Genomic DNA, 19,068 nt, shown 5'->3' with positions numbered 1-19,068 from the left:
GACGATGCAGTCGCTGATGACGCGGGGCCAGCTCAAGATCGCCGCGGCGCGCCGCCCGGAGCACGCCCGCCACTGGCGTGCCGTGCTCGGCTCCGGCGCCGACCCGGTCGCCTTTCCCGCCGACCGCACCCCGGCGCCCGGCGCCCCGCCCGAGCCGGCGGCCGTCACCGTGCCGCTCGACGAGGCGCTGGTCGACCGGCTCGCCCGGGCCGCCCGGGGCGGCGAGGACGCCCGCCAGGTCCTGGTGACGGCCGCGGTCGCCGCCCTGCTGCGCCGCTACACCGGCGCCGACGACATGCTCGTCGGCCGCCCCGGCGAGCCGGGGCAGCTGGCCGGGATGCTGCCGCTGCGGGTGCGCTGCGCGGCGGAGACCAGCTACCGCGACCTGGTCGGGCAGTTGCGCACGGCGGTGCCCGAGGCGGCCCGCCACGCCGACTACCCGGTCGAGCTGCTCGCCGAGGAACTGGCGGCGGCCGGTGGTTCCGGCCCGCACCCGCTCGTCGACGTGGCGGTGGGGGGCGGCGCCCCGGACGGCGCCGGGGTCGGGGTGTTCTTCGCCCTCGGCGCCGCCGAGGTGACGGTCCACCACGACGCCCGCCGCTACCACGGCGCCACGGCCGAGCGGATCGGCGCCCACCTGGCGCTGCTGCTCGGCCGGGCGCTGGCCGAGCCGGACGCGCCGGTGGCGGACCTGAGCCTGCTGACCGACCGAGACCGGGACGTGCTCCGCGAGGTCAACGACACCGGCGTCGGCCAGGACCCGGCCGGCCGGCCGGACGAGTGGGTCGCCCGGTGGGCCGCCGCCCGGCCGGACGCCGTCGCCGTCCGCACCGCCGCGGGCAGCTGGACGTACGCGCAACTGGAGGCCCGGGTGGCCGCGTACGCCGAGCGGCTGCGCGGCGCCGGGGTGGGCGCGGAGTCGATCGTCGCCGTGCTCGCCGAGCGCTCCCGCGAGCAGCTGGTGGCGATCCTGGCCACCCTGCGCGCCGGCGGCGCCTACCTGCCGGTCGACCCCGGCTACCCGGCGGCGCGCGTGGCCTACCTGCTCGACGACAGCGGGGCCGCCGTGGTGCTCGCCGCCGACCCGGTGCGGGTCCCCGACGGCGTGCCGGTGCTCCCGCTGCCGACCGCCGACCCGGTACCCGCCGCCGCGTCGCCCGGCCCCGACGCGCCGCGCGACGGGCGGGACCTCGCGTACGTCATCTACACCTCCGGCTCGACCGGCGCCCCGAAGGGCGCGATGATCGAGCACCGCTCGCTGGCCAACCGGCTGGCCTGGATGCAGCGGCTGTACCCGATCGGCCCCGCCGACGTGATCCTGCACAAGACCCCCACCACCTTCGACGTGTCGGTGTGGGAGCTGTTCTGGTGGGCCCGCGAGGGCGCCTCCGTCTGCCTGCTCCCCGCCGGCGCGGAGCGCGACCCGGAGGCCATCATCGGCGCGGTCGAGGCGCACGGCGTCACCACCGTGCACTTCGTGCCGTCGATGCTGGGCGCGTTCCTCGACTACCTCGGTACCGTCGACACCGGCCGGCTGGCGAGCCTGCGGCAGGTCTTCGCCAGCGGCGAGGCGCTGGGCCCCCGGCAGGTGGACCGGCTCGCGGAGCTGCTGCCCGGCGCGACGCTGGTCAACCTCTACGGGCCCACCGAGGCCACCGTGGACGTCTCCCACCACCGCTGCGGGCCCGGCCGGGAGCGGGTGCCGATCGGCCGGCCGGTGGACAACACCCGCCTGTACGTGCTCGACGAGCGGCTGCGCCCCCAGCCGGTGGGGGTGCCGGGGGAGCTTTGCATCGCCGGGGTGCAGCTCGCCCGGGGCTACCTGAACCGGCCGGAGCTGACCCGGGACCGCTTCGTCGCCGCGCCGGAGGTGGCCGAGGAGCGGGTGTACCGCACGGGCGACCTGGCCCGGCTGCTGCCCGACGGCACGCTCGACTACCTCGGCCGCCTCGACCACCAGGTGAAGGTGCGCGGCTACCGCGTCGAGCTGGGCGAGGTGGAGGAGGCGCTGCGCGGGCACCCGGGCGTCAAGGACGCCGTGGTGGTGGCCCGCGACGGCAACCTGGTCGGCTACGTGGTCGCCGACGAGCCGGTGGGCGAGGCGACGCTCACCGCCCACCTGGGCGCCGTGCTGCCGAGCTACCTGGTCCCCGCCCGGGTGGTCGAGCTGGCGGAGTTCCCACTGTCGGGCAGCGGCAAGCTGGACCGGCGGGCGCTGCCCGAGCCGGCCGCGCCGCAGCGGTCGTACGTCGCGCCGCGCAGCGGGCCCGAGCGGATCCTCGCCGACATCTGGGCCGACGTGCTGGGTCTGGACCGGGTCGGGGTGGAGGACAACTTCTTCGCCATCGGCGGCAACTCGATCCACTTCGTCACCGTGCTGGCCCGGGCGCACGCCGCCGGGGTGGACCTCACGTTCCAGCAGTTGTTCCGCCACCCGACGATCGCGGCGCTGCTCGCGGCCGGCCCGCCCGGCGCGGAGCGGGCGGTGACGCACCCGCCGTTCGCCCTGCTCGACGAGGCGGACCGGGCCCTGGTGCCCGCCGGGGTGGTCGACGCGTACCCGCTCGGGCAGCTCCAGGCGGGGCTGATCTACGAGAACGAGCTGTCCCGGGGCGCCGCCCAGTACCACGACATCATCAGTTTCCTGATCAACGCGCCGTTCGACGAGGCGACGTTCACCGAGGCGGTGCGGATCCTCGTCGCGCGCCACCCGATCTTCCGGACCAGCTACCACCTGACCGGCTTCGGCGAGTACCTGCAACTCGTGCACGCCGACGCGCCGAGCCCACTGTGGGTGGTGGACCTGCGCGACCGCGACCCGGCCGAGCAGGAGCGCTGGTACGCCGACTGGCACGCGCGTGAGCAGTCGTACCGGTTCCGCTGGCGGGAGCCGGGCCTGGTCCGCATCCACGTGCACGTCCTCGGCGACGAGCTCTACCGCTACAGCGTCAGCCAGCACAACTCGGCGTTGGACGGCTGGAGCATCACCCTCCTGCACACCCAGCTCTTCGACACCTACTACCGGCTGCTGGCCGGGGACCGGCCGGACGAGGGGCCGGCCGAGAACCACTTCCGCGACTACATCGGCCTGGAACGCCGGGCCCTGGAGTCGGCGGCGGACCGCGACTTCTGGCGCGGTGTCCTCGCCGCGGGCGGGGTGACCGAGCTGCCCCGGTGGCAGCCGCCGGCCGTCGCGGCCGAGCGGCCGGTGGTCTTCCACGAGGTGGAGATCGACGACGCGCTCTCCGAGCGGCTGCTGCGCGCGGCCGACCGGTTGGCGGTGCCGCTGAAGACCGTGCTGCTGGCCGCGCACGTCAAGGTGGTCGGCGCGCTCGCCGGGGACACCGAGGTGATCACCGGGTACGAGCAGAGCGGGCGGCCCGAGGCGGAGGGCGCCACCGGGGCGCTGGGGCTGTTCCTCAACACCGTGCCGATGCGGGTGGACCTCGGCGACGGCTCCTGGGCCGACCTGGTCCGGGCCGTGTACCGCGCGGAGGCGGATCTGCTGCCCCACCGGCGCTACCCGATGGCGCAGATGAAGGCGGACGCCGGCACCACCGACCTGCTGTTCGAGACCGTCTTCAACTACACCCACTTCTACCTGCTCAAGCAGCTGCGCGAGCTGCCCGGCTTCGACCTGCTCGACGTGCAGGTGAGCACGGAGACGGAGTTCGCGCTGCGTGCCGAGTTCATGCGGGACTTCTTCACCGACCGGGTCAGGCTGAGCCTGCACTACCATTCGGCGGCCTTCACGCCGGAGCAGGCGGCGGGGATCGGGGAGGTGTACCGGCGGGTGCTGGCGGAGCTGGCGACCGACCCGGAGCGCGCCCACGACGGGCTGCGGCCCGGCCTGCCCGAGCCCCGGGTCACGCCGGCCCGGCGCCGCTTCGACCGGGCCGCCCCGGCGACGCGCCGGCCGGCGGCGCCAGGCGGGCGGACCGCGCCGGGCACGCCCGTCGCCCGGCGGATCGCCGAGGCGTGGGCGCGGGCGCTCGACGTGCCGGTGGCCGGGATCGCCGAGGAGGACAACTTCTTCGACCTGGGCGGCAACTCGCTCGCCGCGATGCGGGTGATCGCCGCGCTGCGGCCCCTGGTCACCCTGCGTCAGTTGATGACCACCTCGACGCTCGGCCCGCTGGCGCGGGCCGTCGAGGCGGACGCCCCGCCGGAGGACCGGCTGCTGCAACCGCTGTCCCCGCCGGACGGCGCGCACGACCGGGTCCTGGTCTGCTTCCCGTACGCGGCGGGCAGCCCGCTCGCCTTCCGGCCGCTGGCCGAGGCGCTGGCCCCGCACCGGATTGCGGTGCACGCCGTGGCGCTGCCGGGGCACGACGTCAGCCGGCCCGAGCCGCTGCTGGACCTGCCGGAGCTGACCCGCCGGGTGGCTGCCGAGATCGGGGAGCTGGGCGGCCGGCCGGTGCTGGTCTGGGGGCACTGCGTCGGCGCGGCGGCGGCGATCGAGGTCACCCGGCTGCTCGCCGCCGCCGGCCGGGCACCCGAGCGGCTGTTCCTCGGCGGCAAGCTGCTGCGCGGTCCGGAGGAGATCGATGCCAGCATCGCGGAGGTCACCGCGATGGCGGCGGCGGACGTGGTGGGCTGGCTGGTGGACCAGACCGGCTTCACCGAGCTGGACGGCTTGGACGCCGGGCACGTCGACGCGCTGGTCGCCGCCTTCCGGCACGACGCCGTCGGCTCGCACCGCTACCTGCGCGACCGGGCGGGGGAGCCGCTGGCGGTGCCGGTCACCGTGGTGGTGGCCACCGACGACCCGTTGACGGTCGGGCCGGGTGCGGCGCACGAGGCGTGGCGGCGGATCGCCGCCGACGTGGAGTTGAGGGAGATCGACGGGGGCGGGCACTACTTCTGCCGCACCCGCGCGGCCGACGTGGCCGCTATCGTCGGCGCGACGGGAGCGGGCGCGCCGACGACGGCCTCCGCCGTACCGTCCGCCCGCCGTCCTGGGGAGGATCATGTCTGACCGTACGCCGACCGCGCGGGGCGAGTTCGTCGCCGGAGCCCGCTCGATGGTGCCGTTCCTGCTCTCCGCCTTTCCGCTGGGCGTGATCGGCGGCACCCTCGGCCTGGCGGCCGGGCTGTCCTACCTGGAGACGTTCGGCCTGGCCATGGTGGTCAACTCCGGGACCGCCCAGTTCATCGGCTTCAAGCTGATCTCGGAGGGCGCGGCCTGGCCGGTCATCGTCCTGACGACGCTGATCCTCAGCCTGCGGATGCTGATCTACTCCACGCTGCTCGCGCCGCACGTGCGGGAGTTGCCGCAGCGGTGGCGGCTGCTGCTGGGCTTCGGCCTGATCGACGCGGTGTTCTTCGTGGCCTTCGACCGGATCAAGGGCGACGAGCCGGCCCGGCGCAAGAGCATGTTCTATTTCGGCGCCTCCGCCGTCATGTACGTCAACTGGGCGATCGCCACCGTGGTCGGCATGATCGCGGGGCACCTGCTGCCCGAGCGGTTGCGCTCCGGCCTGGACTTCCCGATGACCGCCGTCTTCCTGGTGGTGCTCGCCTCGGCGCTGGTCGGTTGGAAGGTCTGGACGACGGCGGTCTCCGCCGGGGCGCTGGCCCTGCTCCTGCTCGGGCTGCCCTACAACCTCGGCCTGATCGTGGCGGCCTTCGGTGGCGCGTTCATCGGCATGGCCTGCGAGGTGGTGGAACGGCGGTGGTTCCCGCCGAAGCCGGCGGAGGAACCGGCGGAGTCGGGCGATCCGGAGGAGACACCGGTGGAGCCGGGCGGGACGGGGCGGGAACCGCGAACGCCGCCACCGCGTACCGCCGGGGCGGCGGCCGGGGAACGCCGGGCCGTCGAGACGGCCCGTGACACGGACGGAAGGTGACCGGAATGTCCATGCTGCTGCTCATCCTCGGGATGGGGCTCGCCACCTTCGCGCCCCGGTACCTGCCGCTGCTGGTCTTCCGCGACCGCGTGCTTCCCGACGACGTCAAGGTCTTCCTCGGCTACCTCCCGCCGGCGCTGCTGGCGGCCATCGCCGTCCCGTCGGTGATCGCCCCGGTGGACAACCGGATCGAGATCACCGTCGTCACCGTGCCGTACCTGGTGGCGGGCCTGGTCACGCTGGTGACCGGGCTCTTCGTCGAGCGCTTCATGATCGTCTGGACGGTGGGGCTGGTGGTCTTCTTCGGCCTGCGCTGGTGGCTGGGGGCCGCGTGACGGCCGCGCGTCCCGCCGGTCGCGCCCCGCTGCGGGTCGCGGCCGCCCAGGTCACCGCCGTCCCCGGTGACCTGGCCGGCAACGCGCGGACCGCGGCGCAGAGCATCGCCGAGGCGGCGGCCCGCGGGGTCCACCTCGTCGTCTTCCCCGAGCTGTCGCTCTGCGGCTACGACGTCGGCCTGCTGCGCGCCGACATCGCGCGGTGCGCCGTCGAGCCGGGCGGTGACCCGCTCGACGTCGTCGCCGAGGCCTGCCGCGCCCACCGGGTGGTGGCGGTGGTCGGCGGCTGCCGGCGGCGCGCCGACGGCTGGGCGATCGGCGCCCTGGTGCTCGGCGCGGACGGCCGGCCCGCCGCCGGGTACGACAAGCGCCACCTCGACGGCCACGAGCGGGAGCTGTTCGTGCCGGGCCGCGCCGATGCCCTGGTCGAGGTGCGCGGCTGGCGGCTCGGCCTGGGCATCTGCTACGACGCGAGCTTCCCCGAACACGCTCGCGCGCTGGCCCTCGCCGGCGCCGACGCCTACCTGTGCCCGGGCGCGTTCACGACGGGCGACTCCGACCACCGGCGCGGCGTGTACTTCCCGGCCCGCGCCCTGGAGAACACCTGCTACGTGCTGTTCGCCAACTTCGCGGGATCGCACGGCGGCTGGGAGTTCGCCGGTCGCAGCGCCGTGTACGCTCCCGACGGTCGGGTCCTCGCCGACGCCGGCACGGGCCCCGGGCTCGCCGTCGCCGACCTGGACGACGCGGTCCTGCGCCGGCACCGCCACGCGCTGCGGATGCTCGCCGACCGGGCCGCGCCCGCGCCGCCCCCGGCGGCCGTGCCCGTCCCGGCCGGGTGACCGCCGTACGCCGGGAGCGTCCACGCCGGACGAGCCGTCGCCGGGCCGCGGCCGCGCGGGCGAGGCCTGCACCTGACCGACCCGCCGTCCCGGCGGGCAGCCCACCACGTGAGGAGAACCTGTGACCGGCACCGGCACGATCGCTGTCCACGGCGACGACGGGTTGAGCCCGGGCGGGGCGGTGTCGCCGCCGATCGTGCAGAGCGCCACCTTCAGCGCCGAGTCCGACGAGCAGTTCGCCGCCGTCGCCACCGAGACCCGGGGCCACGCCTTCTACACGCGCTACGGCAACCCGAACCACGCGCAGGTCGCCGCCGTGGTCGCCCAGCTGGAGGGCGCCGAGGCGGGCATGGTCACCGCCTCCGGGATGGGCGCGATCAGCACGATCGCCCTGGCCCTGCTCTCCGCCGGGGACCACGTCATCGTGCAGCGCAGCACGTACGGCGGCACGACGTCCCTGGTCACCGGCCTGCTGGCCCGCTTCGGGGTGGCCTTCACCCAGGTGGACCAGACCGACACCGACGCCTTCGTCCGGGCGCTGCGCCCGCAGACCCGGCTGGTCCTGGTGGAGACCCCGAGCAACCCCCTGCTCGAACTGACCGACCTGGCCGCCGTCGTCGAGCTGGCGCACGCCAACGACGCGCTGGTCGCGGTCGACAACACCTTCGCCACCCCGGTCAACCAGCGGCCGGCGGAGTTCGGCGCCGACCTGGTGTGGCACAGCGGGACGAAGTACCTCGGCGGGCACTCCGACGTCTCGGCCGGGGTGATCGTCGGCTCCGCCGACCTGGTCGACCGGGTCTGGCAGACCGCCATCGTCACCGGCAGCACCCTCGGCCCCATCGACGCCTGGCTGCTGCTGCGCGGCATCCGCACCCTGTCGCTTCGGGTGGACCGGCACAACGCCAACGCGCTGGCGCTGGCCCGGGCGGTCGAGGGCCACCCCGCCGTGCGGCGGGTCCGCTACCCGGGGCTGCCGACGCATCCCCAGCACGAGCTGGCCGGCCGGCAGATGACCGGCTTCGGCGGGGTGCTCAGCGTCGAGCTGCGCGACGGGCGGGCGGCGGCCGGGCTGCTCGACGGCCTGCGCCTGGCCAAGCGGGCGGCCAGCCTGGGCAGCGTCAGCACCCTCGTGGTGCACCCGCGCTCGATGTGGGCCGGGATCGTCGACGCCGAGCAGCTGGCCGCCACGGGCATCGGCGAGGGCCTCGTCCGGGTCTCCACCGGCATCGAGGACACCGAGGACCTCGTCGCCGACTTCCTGGCGGCCCTCGACGCGGCGGACCGGGCGGAGTAGCGCCCCGACCGGCCGCGCGGGGTCAGCGGTCCGGGCTCCCGGCCGGCGCCATCACGCGCAGCGCGTTGGCGTCCAGGCCGATCCGGATCGGCGTACGGCCGCACAGCTCGCCGTCGACCTCGACGCGCGCTGGCCGGTCGGTCTCCAGCCACAGTTCCCCGACGGCGAGGAACGGCTCGTCGCCGACGGAGCGCCGGTGCCCGGTCGCCGCGTTGCGGGCGGTGTCGCGCACCAGCCCCCACCGGTTCGCCCCGCCGACCGGGTACGCCACCAGCAGCCGGTCGTCGGCGTCGGCGTCGGCGGCGATGGGGCGCCCGGCGTGGAAGCCGCCGTTGGCCACGTACACCTGGTGGGTGAGGAACTCGTGCCGGGCGTCCCCGGCGCGGACGGTGAAGCGCAGCGGGCGGTGCCGGGCCAGCAGGGCCAGGGCGGTGAGCGGGTACGCCAGCCGGCCGGTGACCCGCTTCAGGCGCGGCGGCGTGCGCAGCATGATGTCGGCGGAGAGGCCGACGCCGACGTGGTTGGTGAACCGCATGTCGCCGGCGAGGCCCAGGTCGACGTCGATCACCGTGCCGCCGGCCAGCACGTCGACGGCCCGGTCGAGCTCCAGCGGCACGCCGACGGTGCGGGCGAAGTTGTTGGTGGTGCCCAGCGGCAGCAGGCCGAGCGCCATGTCGCGGTGGGCGAGCGCCCGCGCGGCGGCGCTGAGGGTGCCGTCCCCGCCGCCGGCCACCAGCAGGTCCGGCCCGAGGTCGACGGCCGCGGCGAGGGCGCGTTCGAGCTGGCCGGGCTGCTCGACGGGGTGGTCGCCCAGCAGGTGGAAGCCGGCCGCCGTCAGCCGGGCCCGGGCCTGTTCGTGCAGTTGGCGGCCCCGACGGGAGTGGGCGTTGACGACGAGGACGGCCCGCCGGTCCCGCCGGATGGCCGCGCCCAGTTCCTGCTTCGTCCGCATGGGCCCCGACCCTATCGGCATCCGGGACGCCGGCACGAGGACGGCAGGGATCGCAGACATAGAAGATTTTCGACGTAATGGCTAGGGTGTCGGGAAGGAAGGTTCCCACCCCGGAGGTGTTGATGCGAACACAGGTGATCCGCGCGGTCGGCGTCCTGACGGCGGGAGGGGCCCTGGTGGCGCTGGGCGCCACCGGCGCGCAGGCCGGCCCGGTCGTGCCGCGGCACGCCGTGATCGTCTGCCAGAGCGCCAGCTTCTACGCCAACTACGACTCGGCGAGCGGCCCGCACGGGTTCAAGCGCACGCTGGAGTACGGCAACAAGATCGGCCACACGCCCGGCGCGCATCCCGTCTACAACGGCTGGGCCGCCACCTTCGACTTCGGGCCCAACGACTGGGGCTACGTGCGGAGCGAGTGCATCGGGGGGTACGACTCGTGGTGAGCGGGGGATTGCCGCGCCGGCTCGGCGCGTTGCTGGCGACCGTCTGTGCCGTGCTGGCGCTCACTGCGACGCCCGGGCACGCCGCGAACGGGACGATCGGGCAGCGCGAGGAGGTGTGCTCCCAGGACCTCTTCGTCCGCACCGCCCCGGTCGGCGCGTGGATGGGCACCCTCTACCGCGGCCAGACGTTCCTCGTCGAGGGGCCGCGCAGCGGCGGCTACGTCTACGGCTTCGCCTACGGGCACGTCAACCGGCGCGGGTGGGTGCAGGACGGTTGGTTCTGCTGACCTCGCCCGGCGCGTGACGCGCGGAGCCCCGGGTGGCGCCCGGGGCTCCGTGGAGCCCGGCGAATCGTCCCCGGCTCACCGCGACGGCGTCAGCCGCCCGGTACGCCGCCGGTGGGCGCGGATCAGGTCGGCGTAGCGCAGGCCGCTCGCCTTGACCGTCCGGCGCTGGGTGGGGTAGTCGACGTGCACCAGCCCGAAGCGCTTGTCGTACCCGTACGACCACTCGAAGTTGTCGAGCAGCGACCAGACGAAGTAGCCGGCCAGCGGCACGCCCCGCTCGACCGCCGCCGCGCACGCCGCGAGGTGCCGCTCCAGGTGGTCGGTCCGCTCCCGGTCCTCGACGGTGCCGTCGACGCTGACCTCGTCCCGCCACGCCGACCCGCTCTCGGTGACGATCACCCGCGCCGGGGCGTACTCCTCGGTCACCGAGACCAGCAGCTGTTCCAGCCCGGCCGGGTACGCCTCCCAGCCCATCGCCGTGCAGACCGCGCCCGGCACCGGCAGCTGCCGGGCGTACGGCGGTGGCCCCACCGGGTCGTCGGCCACCACCTGACGGAAGTAGTAGTTCAGGCCCAGGTAGTCGGTGGGTGTGGCGACGACGGCCAGGTCGTCGCCGCGGACCGGCGGCTCGACGCCGTACGTGGCGACCATGTCGGTCGGGTAGCCGCGACCGTGCAGCGGGTCGAGCCACCACCGGTTGACGTGGCCGTCCATCCGCCGGGCGGCGGCCACGTCCTCGGGCCGGTCGCTCGCCGGCTCGCAGGGGCTGGGGTTGAGCACGATCCCGACGGAGGCGGGCCGGGCGGCGGCGGCCCGGATCGCCCGGGTGGCCAGCCCGTGCCCGAGCAGGACGTGGTGCGAGGCGCGCACCGCCCTGGCCAGGTCCCGCTCGCCGGGTGCCATCCGGCCCTCCAGGTGCCCGATCCAGGACACGCAGAGCGGCTCGTTGACGGTGGTCCAGTCGGCGACCCGGTCGCCGAGGCGGGCGGCCACGACGGCGGCGTAGTCGGCGAACGCCTCGGCGGTGCCGCGCTCCGGCCAGCCGCCCCGGTCCTGCACCGCCTGCGGCAGGTCCCAGTGGTAGAGCGTCACGAACGGCCGGATCCCCGCCGCCAGCAGGGCGTCGACCAGCCGGTCGTAGAAGTCCAGGCCCTTCGGGTTGACCCGGCCGACGCCGTCGGGCCGCACCCGGGGCCAGGCCACCGAGAACCGGTACGCGTCCACCCCGAGCTGCCGCATGAGCGACACGTCCTGCGGCCACCGGTGGTAGTGGTCGCAGGCCACCGCGCCGGTGTCGCCGTTGTCGACGGCGCCCGGCACGTCACAGAAGGTGTCCCAGATGGACGGCGCGCGGCCGTCGGCGCGGACGGCCCCCTCGATCTGGTACGCGGCGGTGGCGACCCCCCAGAGGAAGTCGGGCGGCAGCGTGGACAGGTCCGGCACGGGTGGGCTCTCCTTCGGATGTGCGGCCGACATGGCCTCGTGTGCGGCCGTCATGGCCTCACCTGACCGCGCCGGCGGTGAGGCCGGCGACGAAGTAGCGCTGCAACGCCAGGAAGCCGGCCACCACCGGGACGCTGACCACCAGCGACGCGGCCATCACCTGGTTCCAGTAGACGTTGAACTGGGTGGAGTAGCCCTGGAGGCCGACGGCGAGGGTGCGGCTGCCCTCGTCGGTCATCACCGAGGCGAAGAGCACCTCGCCCCAGGCGGTCATGAAGGCGTAGACGGCGACCGCGACGACACCCGGCACCGCCGTCGGCAGGATGACCCGGAACAGCGTCCGCAGCGGGCCGGCGCCGTCGACCTGCGCCGCCTCGTCGAGACCGCGGGGGATCGAGTCGAAGTAGCCGACCAGCATCCAGATCGAGAACGGCAGGGAGAACGTCAGGTAGGTGATGATCAGTCCGGTACGGCTGGCGTACAGCTGGATGCCGGTCGCGGAGCCGAGGTTGACGTAGATCAGGAACAGCGGCAGCAGGAAGAGGATCCCGGGGAACATCTGGGTGGAGAGCACGGTCACGGAGAACAGCCCCCGCCCCCGGAAGCGGTACCGGCTGACGGCGTACGCCGCGAAGATCGCCACGGTGACGGAGAAGACCGCCGCCACGGTCGAGACGACCAGGCTGTTGACCAGGTAACGGCCCAGCGGCACGGTCGACCACATGTCGACGAAGGCCTGCGCGGTCGGGCGCCGGGGCCACCAGGTGAAGCCGCCCTGCACGTCCTGCAACGGCTTGAGCGCCGAGCTGAGCATGACGTAGAGCGGGACGAGCACGAAGAGCGCGAGCAGGGTCAGCACGATCCGGCGGGTCCAGCGCTCGGTGGCGGTCTCACGCATCGTTCCTCCGGCGGTTGGTGACCAGCAGGTAGCCGGCGGTGACCAGGAGCAGGAACAGCAGCAGCGCCACCGACATCGCCGAGCCCGCGCCGAAGTCCCAGGTCTTGAAGGAGCTGCGGTAGATGTGCAGGGAGATCAGGTTCGCCTGCTCCGGCGCCGAGCCGCCGAAGAGCACGTACGGGGTGTTGAAGTCGTTGAAGGTCCAGAGGAACAGCACCAGCACGAGCACCAGGTTGACCGGGCGCAGCATGGGCAGCGTCACCGAGCGCAGCCGCCGCCAGAATCCGGCCCCGTCCATGGCGGCGGCCTCGTACAGCTCGCCGGGGATGTTCTGCAGGCCGGCCATGAGGCAGAGGAAGGCGAACGGCCAGGACCGCCAGACCGAGACGGTCAGCAGCGCGACGAAGCTGTTCTCCCCGATCAGCCAGAACGGCCGGTCGTCGAGGAGGTGCAGCTGGTCGACCAGCACGTGGTTGACCAGGCCGGTGTCCCGCTGGAAGAGGAAGCTCCAGGTGATCACGGCGGTGTAGACGGGCAGCGCGTACGGGGTGAGGAAGAGCGCGCGCAGCACGCCACGGCCGCGGAAGGGGCGTTGCAGCAGCACGGCGGCGGTGACGCCGAGCACCCAGGAGAGCCCGACCGAGGCCACCGTGTAGCCGACGGTCACCCCGAACGAGTGCAGCAGCTCGGCCCCGACCGCCGAGTCGACGTCGAGCACCACGCGGTAGTTCTCCCAGCCCACGAAGGGCGCGGTGGACCAGTCGCGGATGTGGAACTGGGTCAGCTCGCGCAGGCTCATCCATGCCCCGACGAGCATCGGGACCACGTGGATCGCCAGCTCCAGCACGACGGCCGGGGCGAGCAGCAGGTACGGCAGCAGCGACCGTCGGCGGCCGGGTGGCCGCCGGTCCGTCGAGGTCGCCGCGCGGCGGGCGGGCCGCTCCGGTGCGGCGAGGTCCCGGGAGGGCGTGGTGGTGGACATCGTGGTCCTCTCGCTGGGTGGCCGTGGGAGGGTCGGCGTCCCTCCCACGGCCACCGGTCCGGCGGGTCAGCGCATCTGCTGCTGGGCCCGGGTCAGCTTCTGCCGGACGCTCTCCTCGGTGATCGGTCTGCCGCCGGCGGCGTCGGCGAAGAGTTCCTTGATGGCGGTGCCGACGAGGGTCTCGAAGGTGCTCTCGTCGGGCACCTGCGGTAGCGGCGCCGCCGTGGTGGCGAGGGTCTGCTGGAGCACCTTCTGCTCCGGGGCGGCGAACGCCGGGTCGTCCGCCACGGTGGAGACGGCGGGCAGCGAGCCGTACGTCCTGTTCAGCGCCACCTGCTCGGCGTCGCTGGTCATGAACTTGACGAACTCCAGCGCGGCGTCGGTGTTCTTCGTGTGCTTGAACACCGCGAGGTTGATCCCCGCGACCATGCTGTTGACCTTCTTGCCGCCCGCCGGCGGGGTGGCCGGGAACGGCACGGGGGCGATCCCGTACGCGTCGGGGGCCATGTTCTGCGACTTCAGGTTGGACCCGGCGGCCTGCCAGAGCAGCATGGCGGCCTTGCCGTTGGCGAAGTCGGAGACCGACTGGTTCTGCGCGTACTCGGCGTTGCTCGGGTTGACGATCTTGTCGACGGCCATCAGGTCGACGTACCGCTTGACGGCGGCGACGTTCTGCGGGGTGTCGAAGGTCGGCTTGCCGGCGGAGTCGAACCACTCGCCGCCGTACTGCTGGCTGAAGGTGAAGGCGTGGTGGGCGTTCTCCGACGGGTTGGCCCCCTCGACGGCGAGGCCCCACCGGCCGCCGCCGGTCAGCTTGCGGCCGACCTCGGCCACCTGCTCCCAGGTGGTGGGCGGGCTGGTGACGCCGGCGTCGGCGAACGCCTTCTTGTTGTAGTAGAGGGCGTAGGCGAGGCTGTAGAGCGGCACCGCGGCCGGCGGCTTGCCGGGCGCGCCGGCGGCGGCCAGCGCCGCGGGCACGAACCGGTCCTTCCCGCCGACCTTGGCGAGGGTGGCGTCGTCGAACTCGACCAGCGCGCCGGTGGCCTGCAACGACGCCGACCAGGTGTTGCCGATGTTGACCACGTCCGGGCCCTGGCCGGAGGTGGCGGCGGTGAGCAGCCGGTTGAGCAGGTCCGACCAGGGCACCACCTCGACGTTGACCTTGATGCCGGTCTGCTGCTCGAACTTGTCGAGTTCCGGCTGGAGGGTCTGCTTGTCGGCCTCCAGGCTGGCGCCCTGGTTGCTGGCCCAGTAGGTGAGGGTCTTCCCGGCCGCGCCGGAGGAGTCGCCGGAGTCGCCGCAGGCGGTCAGTGTGGTGGCGGCCAGCACGGCCGCCATGAGTATCGCGAGGTGTCGTCTCGACACGTTCGGCCCTTCCGTTGCACGTGGTGGGGGTCGCCGGCGTCGCGTCGGGGAACGGGGGTGACGGGCGGCGGCGGACGGTGGGCGGGTCACGCCGGCGGGGGCCGGCGCTCCAGAAGTTCCATCACGACTTAATGAATGTGGTCATTAAAGTGGTTGGCCGAGGGGCCGTCAAGCACGGGGTCGTACAGTCGCTCCGGACGGCCGAGGGGATCGAGGTGGGCAGGTGGAGCTGGCGCGCGCGACCAACCGGGGCGTCCGGCTGCGAAACCGATCCGCCCTGCTGTCGAAGGTCTTCCTGGACGGCCCGCTCACCCGGCAGGACCTGGTCCGCAGCACGGGGCTGAGTCAGCCGGCGGTCAGCAACGTGGTCGCCGACCTGATCGACGAGGGACTGATCGCCGAGGCGGGCGTCGCCGAGTCCGACGGCGGACGGCCCAGCATGATGCTGCGGGTCGCGCCGCGGTTCGCGTTCGTCGTCGGGGTGGACGTGGGGGAGACCCGGGTCCGGGTGGAGCTGTTCGACTTCGCGATGACCCAGTTGGCCAGCGTCGCGTACCCGCTCGATCCGCGGCGGACGGAGCCGGCGGAGGTGGCCGGGCACGTGCTGGCCGGCATCGACGCGGTCACCGCCCGGGCCGGGGTGGCCGTCGACGAGGTGCTCGGCGCCGGCATCGGCGTCTCCGGGGTGGTGGAGCAGGGCCGGGAGGCCGTGGTGCACGCCCAGTCGCTCGGCTGGGACCGGGTGCCGTTGGAGCGGCTGATCGCGGCGGGCACCGACCTGCCGCTGCACATCGACAACGGGGCGAAGACGCTCGGCCAGGCGGAGATGTGGTTCGGCGCGGGCCGGGGGGCCCGGCACGCCGTCTTCGCGCTGGTCGGTTCGGGGATCGGCACCGCCGTGGTGACCAACGGGGTGACCTACCGGGGCGCCTCCAGCAGCGCGGGGGAGTGGGGGCACACCACCCTGGTCTACGGCGGGCGGCCCTGCCGCTGCGGAGCCCGCGGCTGCCTGGAGGCGTACGTCGGCGCGGAGGCCGTCATCGACCGCTACCGGGAGGCCCGGGGCGGCCACCCGGTCCCGGGCGGGGACGAGGAGTCCCAGCTGGCGGCCCTGATCGACGCGGCCGACACCTCGGCGGCCGCCCGGCGGGTGCTGGACGAGACCGCCGAGTACCTCGGCGCCGGGGTGGCCAACCTGATCAACCTGTTCAACCCGGAGCGGGTCGTGCTCGGCGGCTGGGCCGGCATGGCGCTGGGCGGCCTGCTGCCGGCCGTCCGGGAGGCCGCCGGCCGCCAGGCGCTGCGGCAGCCGTACGAGCAGGCCTCGATCGAGCTGGGCCTGTTGGGCGTCGACGCGGTGGCGCTCGGCGCGGCGACACTCCCGATCGCCCGGCTGCTCACGGCGGGCGGGGTGCGGTCGACGAACCGGCGGGTTACCGAACAAATCGAACTTCACGGATAAATAACAGCGTTATTTATCGATGCCTTGACGGCTGCGCAACGACGCCGCAACACTCGGACGAGAGCGCTCTCTCCCATCCCGGCGCCGGCCGGCGTACGCCACCCGCACCGCTGCGGCCCCCCTCGTCATCCCGTCACGCCCGAGGTCAGCGACCCTCTATCGACAGGCGAAGTCATGACATCTCGCGCTATATCCGTACGCCCGACGCCGCCGCCGGGGCGACCCGCCCGGCGGTTGCTCATCGGTCTCGCGCTGCTCCTCGTCGCGGCGCTCACCCCCGCCGCGACGCCCCCGGCGCAGGCCGCCCCGAGCCTGCTGTCCCAGGGACGGCCCGCGACCGCCTCGTCGACGGAGAACGCCGGCACCCCGGCGTCCGCCGCGGTCGACGGCGACGCCGGCACCCGCTGGGCCAGCGCCTTCAGCGACCCCCAGTGGATCCAGGTCGACCTCGGCACCCGGGCCAACCTCAGCCAGGTGATCCTGTCCTGGGAGGGCGCCTACGGCCGGACCTTCGCGATCCAGACCTCCGACGACGGCGCGGCCTGGACCACCGTCCACAGCACCGCCGCCGGCACCGGCGGCACCCAGACCCTGGACGTCGCGGGCGCCGGCCGGTACGTCCGGATGTACGGCACCACGCGCGGCACCGGCTACGGCTACTCCCTCTGGGAGTTCCAGGTCTACGGGGAGGCCGGCGGCACCGCGCCCACCTGCGGCAGCGCCAACGTCGCCCAGGGCCGGCCGGCCACCGCCTCGTCGGTGGAGAACGCCGGCCTCCCCGCCTCGGCGGCGGTCGACGGCAACCCGGGCACCCGCTGGGCCAGCGCCGCGGCGGACCCCCAGTGGCTGCGGGTGGACCTGGGCTCCGTGCGGTCGATCTGCCGGGTGGTGCTGACCTGGGAGGCCGCCCACGCGCGGGCGTTCCAGCTCCAGACCTCGGCCGACGGCAGCGCCTGGACCACCGTGTACGGCACCACCAGCGGCACCGGGGGCAGCCAGTCGCTTGCCGTCACCGGCAGCGGCCGCTACCTGCGGGTGTACGGCACGGCGCGGGCCACCACCTACGGCTACTCGCTCTGGGAGCTGGCGGTGAACGTGACGGGCGACGACGCTCCGCCGGTGGAGCCCACCGACCCCCGCAACCCGAACTTCGGGCCGAACACCTTCGTCTTCGACCCGTCCACCCCGACCGCCACCATCCAGAGCCGGCTGAACACGATCTTCACCCAGCAGGAGCGCAACCAGTTCGGTCCCGAGCGCTACGCCGTGCTGTTCAAGCCCGGCACCTACACCGCCGACGTCAACCTCGGCTTCTTCACCCAGGTCGCCGGCCTCGGCATGAGCCCGGACGACGTCAACCTCAACGGCCACGTACGCGCCGAGGCGTTCTGGATGGGCGGCAACGCCACGCAGAACTTCTGGCGCGCCGCCGAGAACCTCTCGGTGACCCTGCCGGCCGGGGTGACCGTGGAGCGGTGGGCGGTCTCGCAGGCCGCGCCGTACCGGCGGATGCACCTGCGCGGCGCGCAGAACCAGATCCAGCTGTGGAACGGCGGCGACGGCTGGTCCAGCGGCGGCCTGATGGCCGACACCAAGATCGACGGCCTGGTCGTCTCCGGGTCGCAGCAGCAGTGGTACTCGCGCAACAGCGAGTTCGGCGGCTGGACCGGCTCGGTGTGGAACATGGTCTTCCAGGGCGTCACCGGCGCCCCGCCGCCGCACTTCCCCAACCCCTCGCACACCGTCATCCCGCAGACCCCGCAGGTGCGGGAGAAGCCCTTCCTCTACGTCGACGGCACCGGCGAGTACCGCGTCTTCGTGCCCGCGCTGCGGACCAACTCCACCGGCACCAGCTGGTACGGCAGGACCCCGGCCGGCTCCTCCATCTCCCTCAGCCAGTTCTACGTGGTGCGGCCGGGCACCGGCGCGGCCACCATCAACGCCGCGCTCGCCCAGGGCCGGCACCTGCTGTTCACCCCGGGCGTGCACCGGGTCACCGAGCCGATCCGGGTGGACCGCCCCGACACGGTAATCCTCGGCCTCGGCCTGGCGACCGTCCAGGCCGACAACGGCACCGTCGCGATGCGGGTCGCCGACGTGGACGGCGTGAAGGTGGCGGGCATCATGTTCGAGGCCGGCCAGGTGAACTCGCCGGTGCTGATGGAGGTCGGCCCGCCCGGCTCGGCGGCGAGCCACGCGGCCAACCCGACCTCGCTGCACGACGTCTTCTTCCGCATCGGCGGGCCGGGCGTCGGCCGGGCCACCAACACGTTGACCGTCAACAGCGACCACGTGATCGGTGACCACATGTGGCTCTGGCGCGCCGACCACGGCGACGGGGTCGGCTGGACGGTGAACACCGCCGACACCGGCCTGACGGTCAACGGCGACGACGTGACCATGTACGGCCTCTTCGTCGAGCACTACCAGCGGTACCAGACGGTGTGGAACGGCAACGGGGGCCGGACGTACTTCTACCAGAACGAGATGCCGTACGATCCGCCGAACCAGGCCGCCTGGATGAACGGGGCCACCCGCGGCTACGCCGCGTACAAGGTGGCCGACGGGGTGAGCACCCACCAGGCGTGGGGGATGGGCAGCTACTGCTACTTCAACGTCGACCCCTCGGTCGTCGCCGACCGGGCCATCGAGGCACCGACGAGCCCGAACGTCCGGTTCACCAACATGGTCACCGTCTCCCTCGGTGGCGTGGGCACCATCAACCGGGTGGTCAACGGCACCGGCGGCACCGCCAACGCGGGCAACCAGCAGGTGTACCTCACGAACTACCCGTGACCCGTACGGCGACGGGCCCGGCCGGATCGTCCCGGCCGGGCCCGCGCCCCGTCCGGCGTCGTCCGGCGACCCCGGACCGGCCCGCGGATGGCCAGCGTCACTTCACTGAATAAAACA

14 protein-coding genes are annotated in these 19,068 nt (G+C 73.9%); 9 read left to right on the top strand and 5 right to left on the bottom strand.

What is annotated here, in order from left to right; all coding sequences use genetic code 11:
• Positions 1–4 precede the first annotated feature (4 nt).
• From AB0883_RS25835 to AB0883_RS25815, 5 genes are all read left to right on the top strand, one after another.
• On the top strand, positions 5–4,978 hold the full coding sequence (locus tag AB0883_RS25835) for an amino acid adenylation domain-containing protein (RefSeq protein ID WP_366643893.1): 4,974 nt from the start codon (positions 5–7) through the stop codon (positions 4,976–4,978).
• A complete protein-coding gene (locus AB0883_RS25830) occupies positions 4,971–5,849 on the top strand; it encodes an AzlC family ABC transporter permease (protein WP_366643892.1) in 879 nt (292 codons plus the stop codon). Before AB0883_RS25835 ends, AB0883_RS25830 begins: the two co-directional genes overlap by 8 nt.
• 5 nt (positions 5,850–5,854) lie before the next feature.
• Positions 5,855–6,184, top strand: a complete 330-nt coding sequence (locus tag AB0883_RS25825; RefSeq protein WP_132238343.1) for an AzlD domain-containing protein — start codon at positions 5,855–5,857, stop codon at positions 6,182–6,184.
• The gene (locus AB0883_RS25820; RefSeq protein WP_366643891.1) at positions 6,181–7,026 is read left to right on the top strand and encodes a carbon-nitrogen hydrolase family protein; all 846 of its coding nucleotides are present in this window, start codon (positions 6,181–6,183) and stop codon (positions 7,024–7,026) included. Before AB0883_RS25825 ends, AB0883_RS25820 begins: the two co-directional genes overlap by 4 nt.
• Positions 7,027–7,147: 121 nt before the next feature.
• Positions 7,148–8,323 carry a PLP-dependent aspartate aminotransferase family protein gene (locus AB0883_RS25815; RefSeq protein WP_366643889.1) on the top strand — a complete coding sequence of 392 codons (1,176 nt, stop codon included), beginning with the start codon at positions 7,148–7,150 and terminating at the stop codon, positions 8,321–8,323.
• A 22-nt stretch (positions 8,324–8,345) separates the two neighbouring features.
• On the opposite strand, the gene AB0883_RS25810 is transcribed toward AB0883_RS25815, so the two are convergent.
• Positions 8,346–9,275, bottom strand: a complete 930-nt coding sequence (locus tag AB0883_RS25810; RefSeq protein ID WP_366643888.1) for a diacylglycerol kinase family protein — start codon at positions 9,273–9,275, stop codon at positions 8,346–8,348.
• A 122-nt stretch (positions 9,276–9,397) separates the two neighbouring features.
• On the opposite strand from AB0883_RS25810, the gene AB0883_RS25805 reads away from it, so the two are divergent.
• Positions 9,398–9,718, top strand: coding sequence for a hypothetical protein (locus AB0883_RS25805; RefSeq protein ID WP_366643887.1), 321 nt, complete (start codon positions 9,398–9,400; stop codon positions 9,716–9,718).
• Entirely contained in the window at positions 9,715–10,005 is a 291-nt protein-coding gene (locus tag AB0883_RS25800) for a hypothetical protein (protein ID WP_366643886.1), read from the top strand. The genes AB0883_RS25805 and AB0883_RS25800 overlap by 4 nt, the downstream gene beginning before the upstream one ends.
• 75 nt (positions 10,006–10,080) lie before the next feature.
• Here AB0883_RS25800 and AB0883_RS25795 read toward each other — a convergent pair whose 3' ends face one another.
• From AB0883_RS25795 to AB0883_RS25780, 4 genes are all read right to left on the bottom strand, one after another.
• Positions 10,081–11,481, bottom strand: coding sequence for a GH1 family beta-glucosidase (locus tag AB0883_RS25795; RefSeq protein ID WP_366643945.1), 1,401 nt, complete (start codon positions 11,479–11,481; stop codon positions 10,081–10,083).
• 25 nt (positions 11,482–11,506) lie between these two features.
• On the bottom strand, positions 11,507–12,346 hold the full coding sequence (locus AB0883_RS25790) for a carbohydrate ABC transporter permease (protein WP_366643884.1): 840 nt from the start codon (positions 12,344–12,346) through the stop codon (positions 11,507–11,509).
• Positions 12,339–13,328: a sugar ABC transporter permease gene (locus AB0883_RS25785; protein ID WP_366643882.1), complete on the bottom strand. Its 990-nt coding sequence runs from the start codon at positions 13,326–13,328 to the stop codon at positions 12,339–12,341. Before AB0883_RS25785 ends, AB0883_RS25790 begins: the two co-directional genes overlap by 8 nt.
• Positions 13,329–13,394: 66 nt before the next feature.
• Positions 13,395–14,693: a sugar ABC transporter substrate-binding protein gene (locus AB0883_RS25780; protein WP_366643881.1), complete on the bottom strand. Its 1,299-nt coding sequence runs from the start codon at positions 14,691–14,693 to the stop codon at positions 13,395–13,397.
• A 223-nt stretch (positions 14,694–14,916) separates the two neighbouring features.
• Between AB0883_RS25780 and AB0883_RS25775 the strand changes: the two genes are divergently transcribed.
• Together AB0883_RS25775 and AB0883_RS25770 are read left to right on the top strand one after the other, a co-directional pair.
• Positions 14,917–16,155, top strand: coding sequence for an ROK family transcriptional regulator (locus tag AB0883_RS25775; RefSeq protein WP_366643879.1), 1,239 nt, complete (start codon positions 14,917–14,919; stop codon positions 16,153–16,155).
• A gap of 174 nt (positions 16,156–16,329) precedes the next feature.
• A complete protein-coding gene (locus AB0883_RS25770; protein ID WP_366643877.1) occupies positions 16,330–18,951 on the top strand; it encodes a discoidin domain-containing protein in 2,622 nt (873 codons plus the stop codon).
• The last annotated feature ends 117 nt before the right edge of the window (positions 18,952–19,068 follow it).

The sequence above is a fragment of the Micromonospora sp. NPDC047812 genome, assembly GCF_040704175.1.
Classification (GTDB): domain Bacteria; phylum Actinomycetota; class Actinomycetes; order Mycobacteriales; family Micromonosporaceae; genus Micromonospora.
The sequence above is the reverse complement of the archived record's forward strand: the minus strand, read 5'-3'. Positions and strand labels throughout refer to the sequence as shown.

What these genes read in the sequence shown, in the direction of transcription:
- AB0883_RS25810 (WP_366643888.1), bottom strand. Translation starts at nt 9,275, where the DNA reads ATGCGGACGAAGCAGGAACTGGGCGCGGCCATCCGGCGGGACCGGCGG.
- AB0883_RS25830 (WP_366643892.1), top strand. Translation starts at nt 4,971, where the DNA reads ATGTCTGACCGTACGCCGACCGCGCGGGGCGAGTTCGTCGCCGGAGCC.
- AB0883_RS25835 (WP_366643893.1), top strand. Translation starts at nt 5, where the DNA reads ATGCAGTCGCTGATGACGCGGGGCCAGCTCAAGATCGCCGCGGCGCGC.
- AB0883_RS25790 (WP_366643884.1), bottom strand. Translation starts at nt 12,346, where the DNA reads ATGCGTGAGACCGCCACCGAGCGCTGGACCCGCCGGATCGTGCTGACC.
- AB0883_RS25770 (WP_366643877.1), top strand. Translation starts at nt 16,330, where the DNA reads ATGACATCTCGCGCTATATCCGTACGCCCGACGCCGCCGCCGGGGCGA.
- AB0883_RS25805 (WP_366643887.1), top strand. Translation starts at nt 9,398, where the DNA reads ATGCGAACACAGGTGATCCGCGCGGTCGGCGTCCTGACGGCGGGAGGG.
- AB0883_RS25785 (WP_366643882.1), bottom strand. Translation starts at nt 13,328, where the DNA reads ATGTCCACCACCACGCCCTCCCGGGACCTCGCCGCACCGGAGCGGCCC.
- AB0883_RS25795 (WP_366643945.1), bottom strand. Translation starts at nt 11,481, where the DNA reads ATGTCGGCCGCACATCCGAAGGAGAGCCCACCCGTGCCGGACCTGTCC.
- AB0883_RS25825 (WP_132238343.1), top strand. Translation starts at nt 5,855, where the DNA reads ATGTCCATGCTGCTGCTCATCCTCGGGATGGGGCTCGCCACCTTCGCG.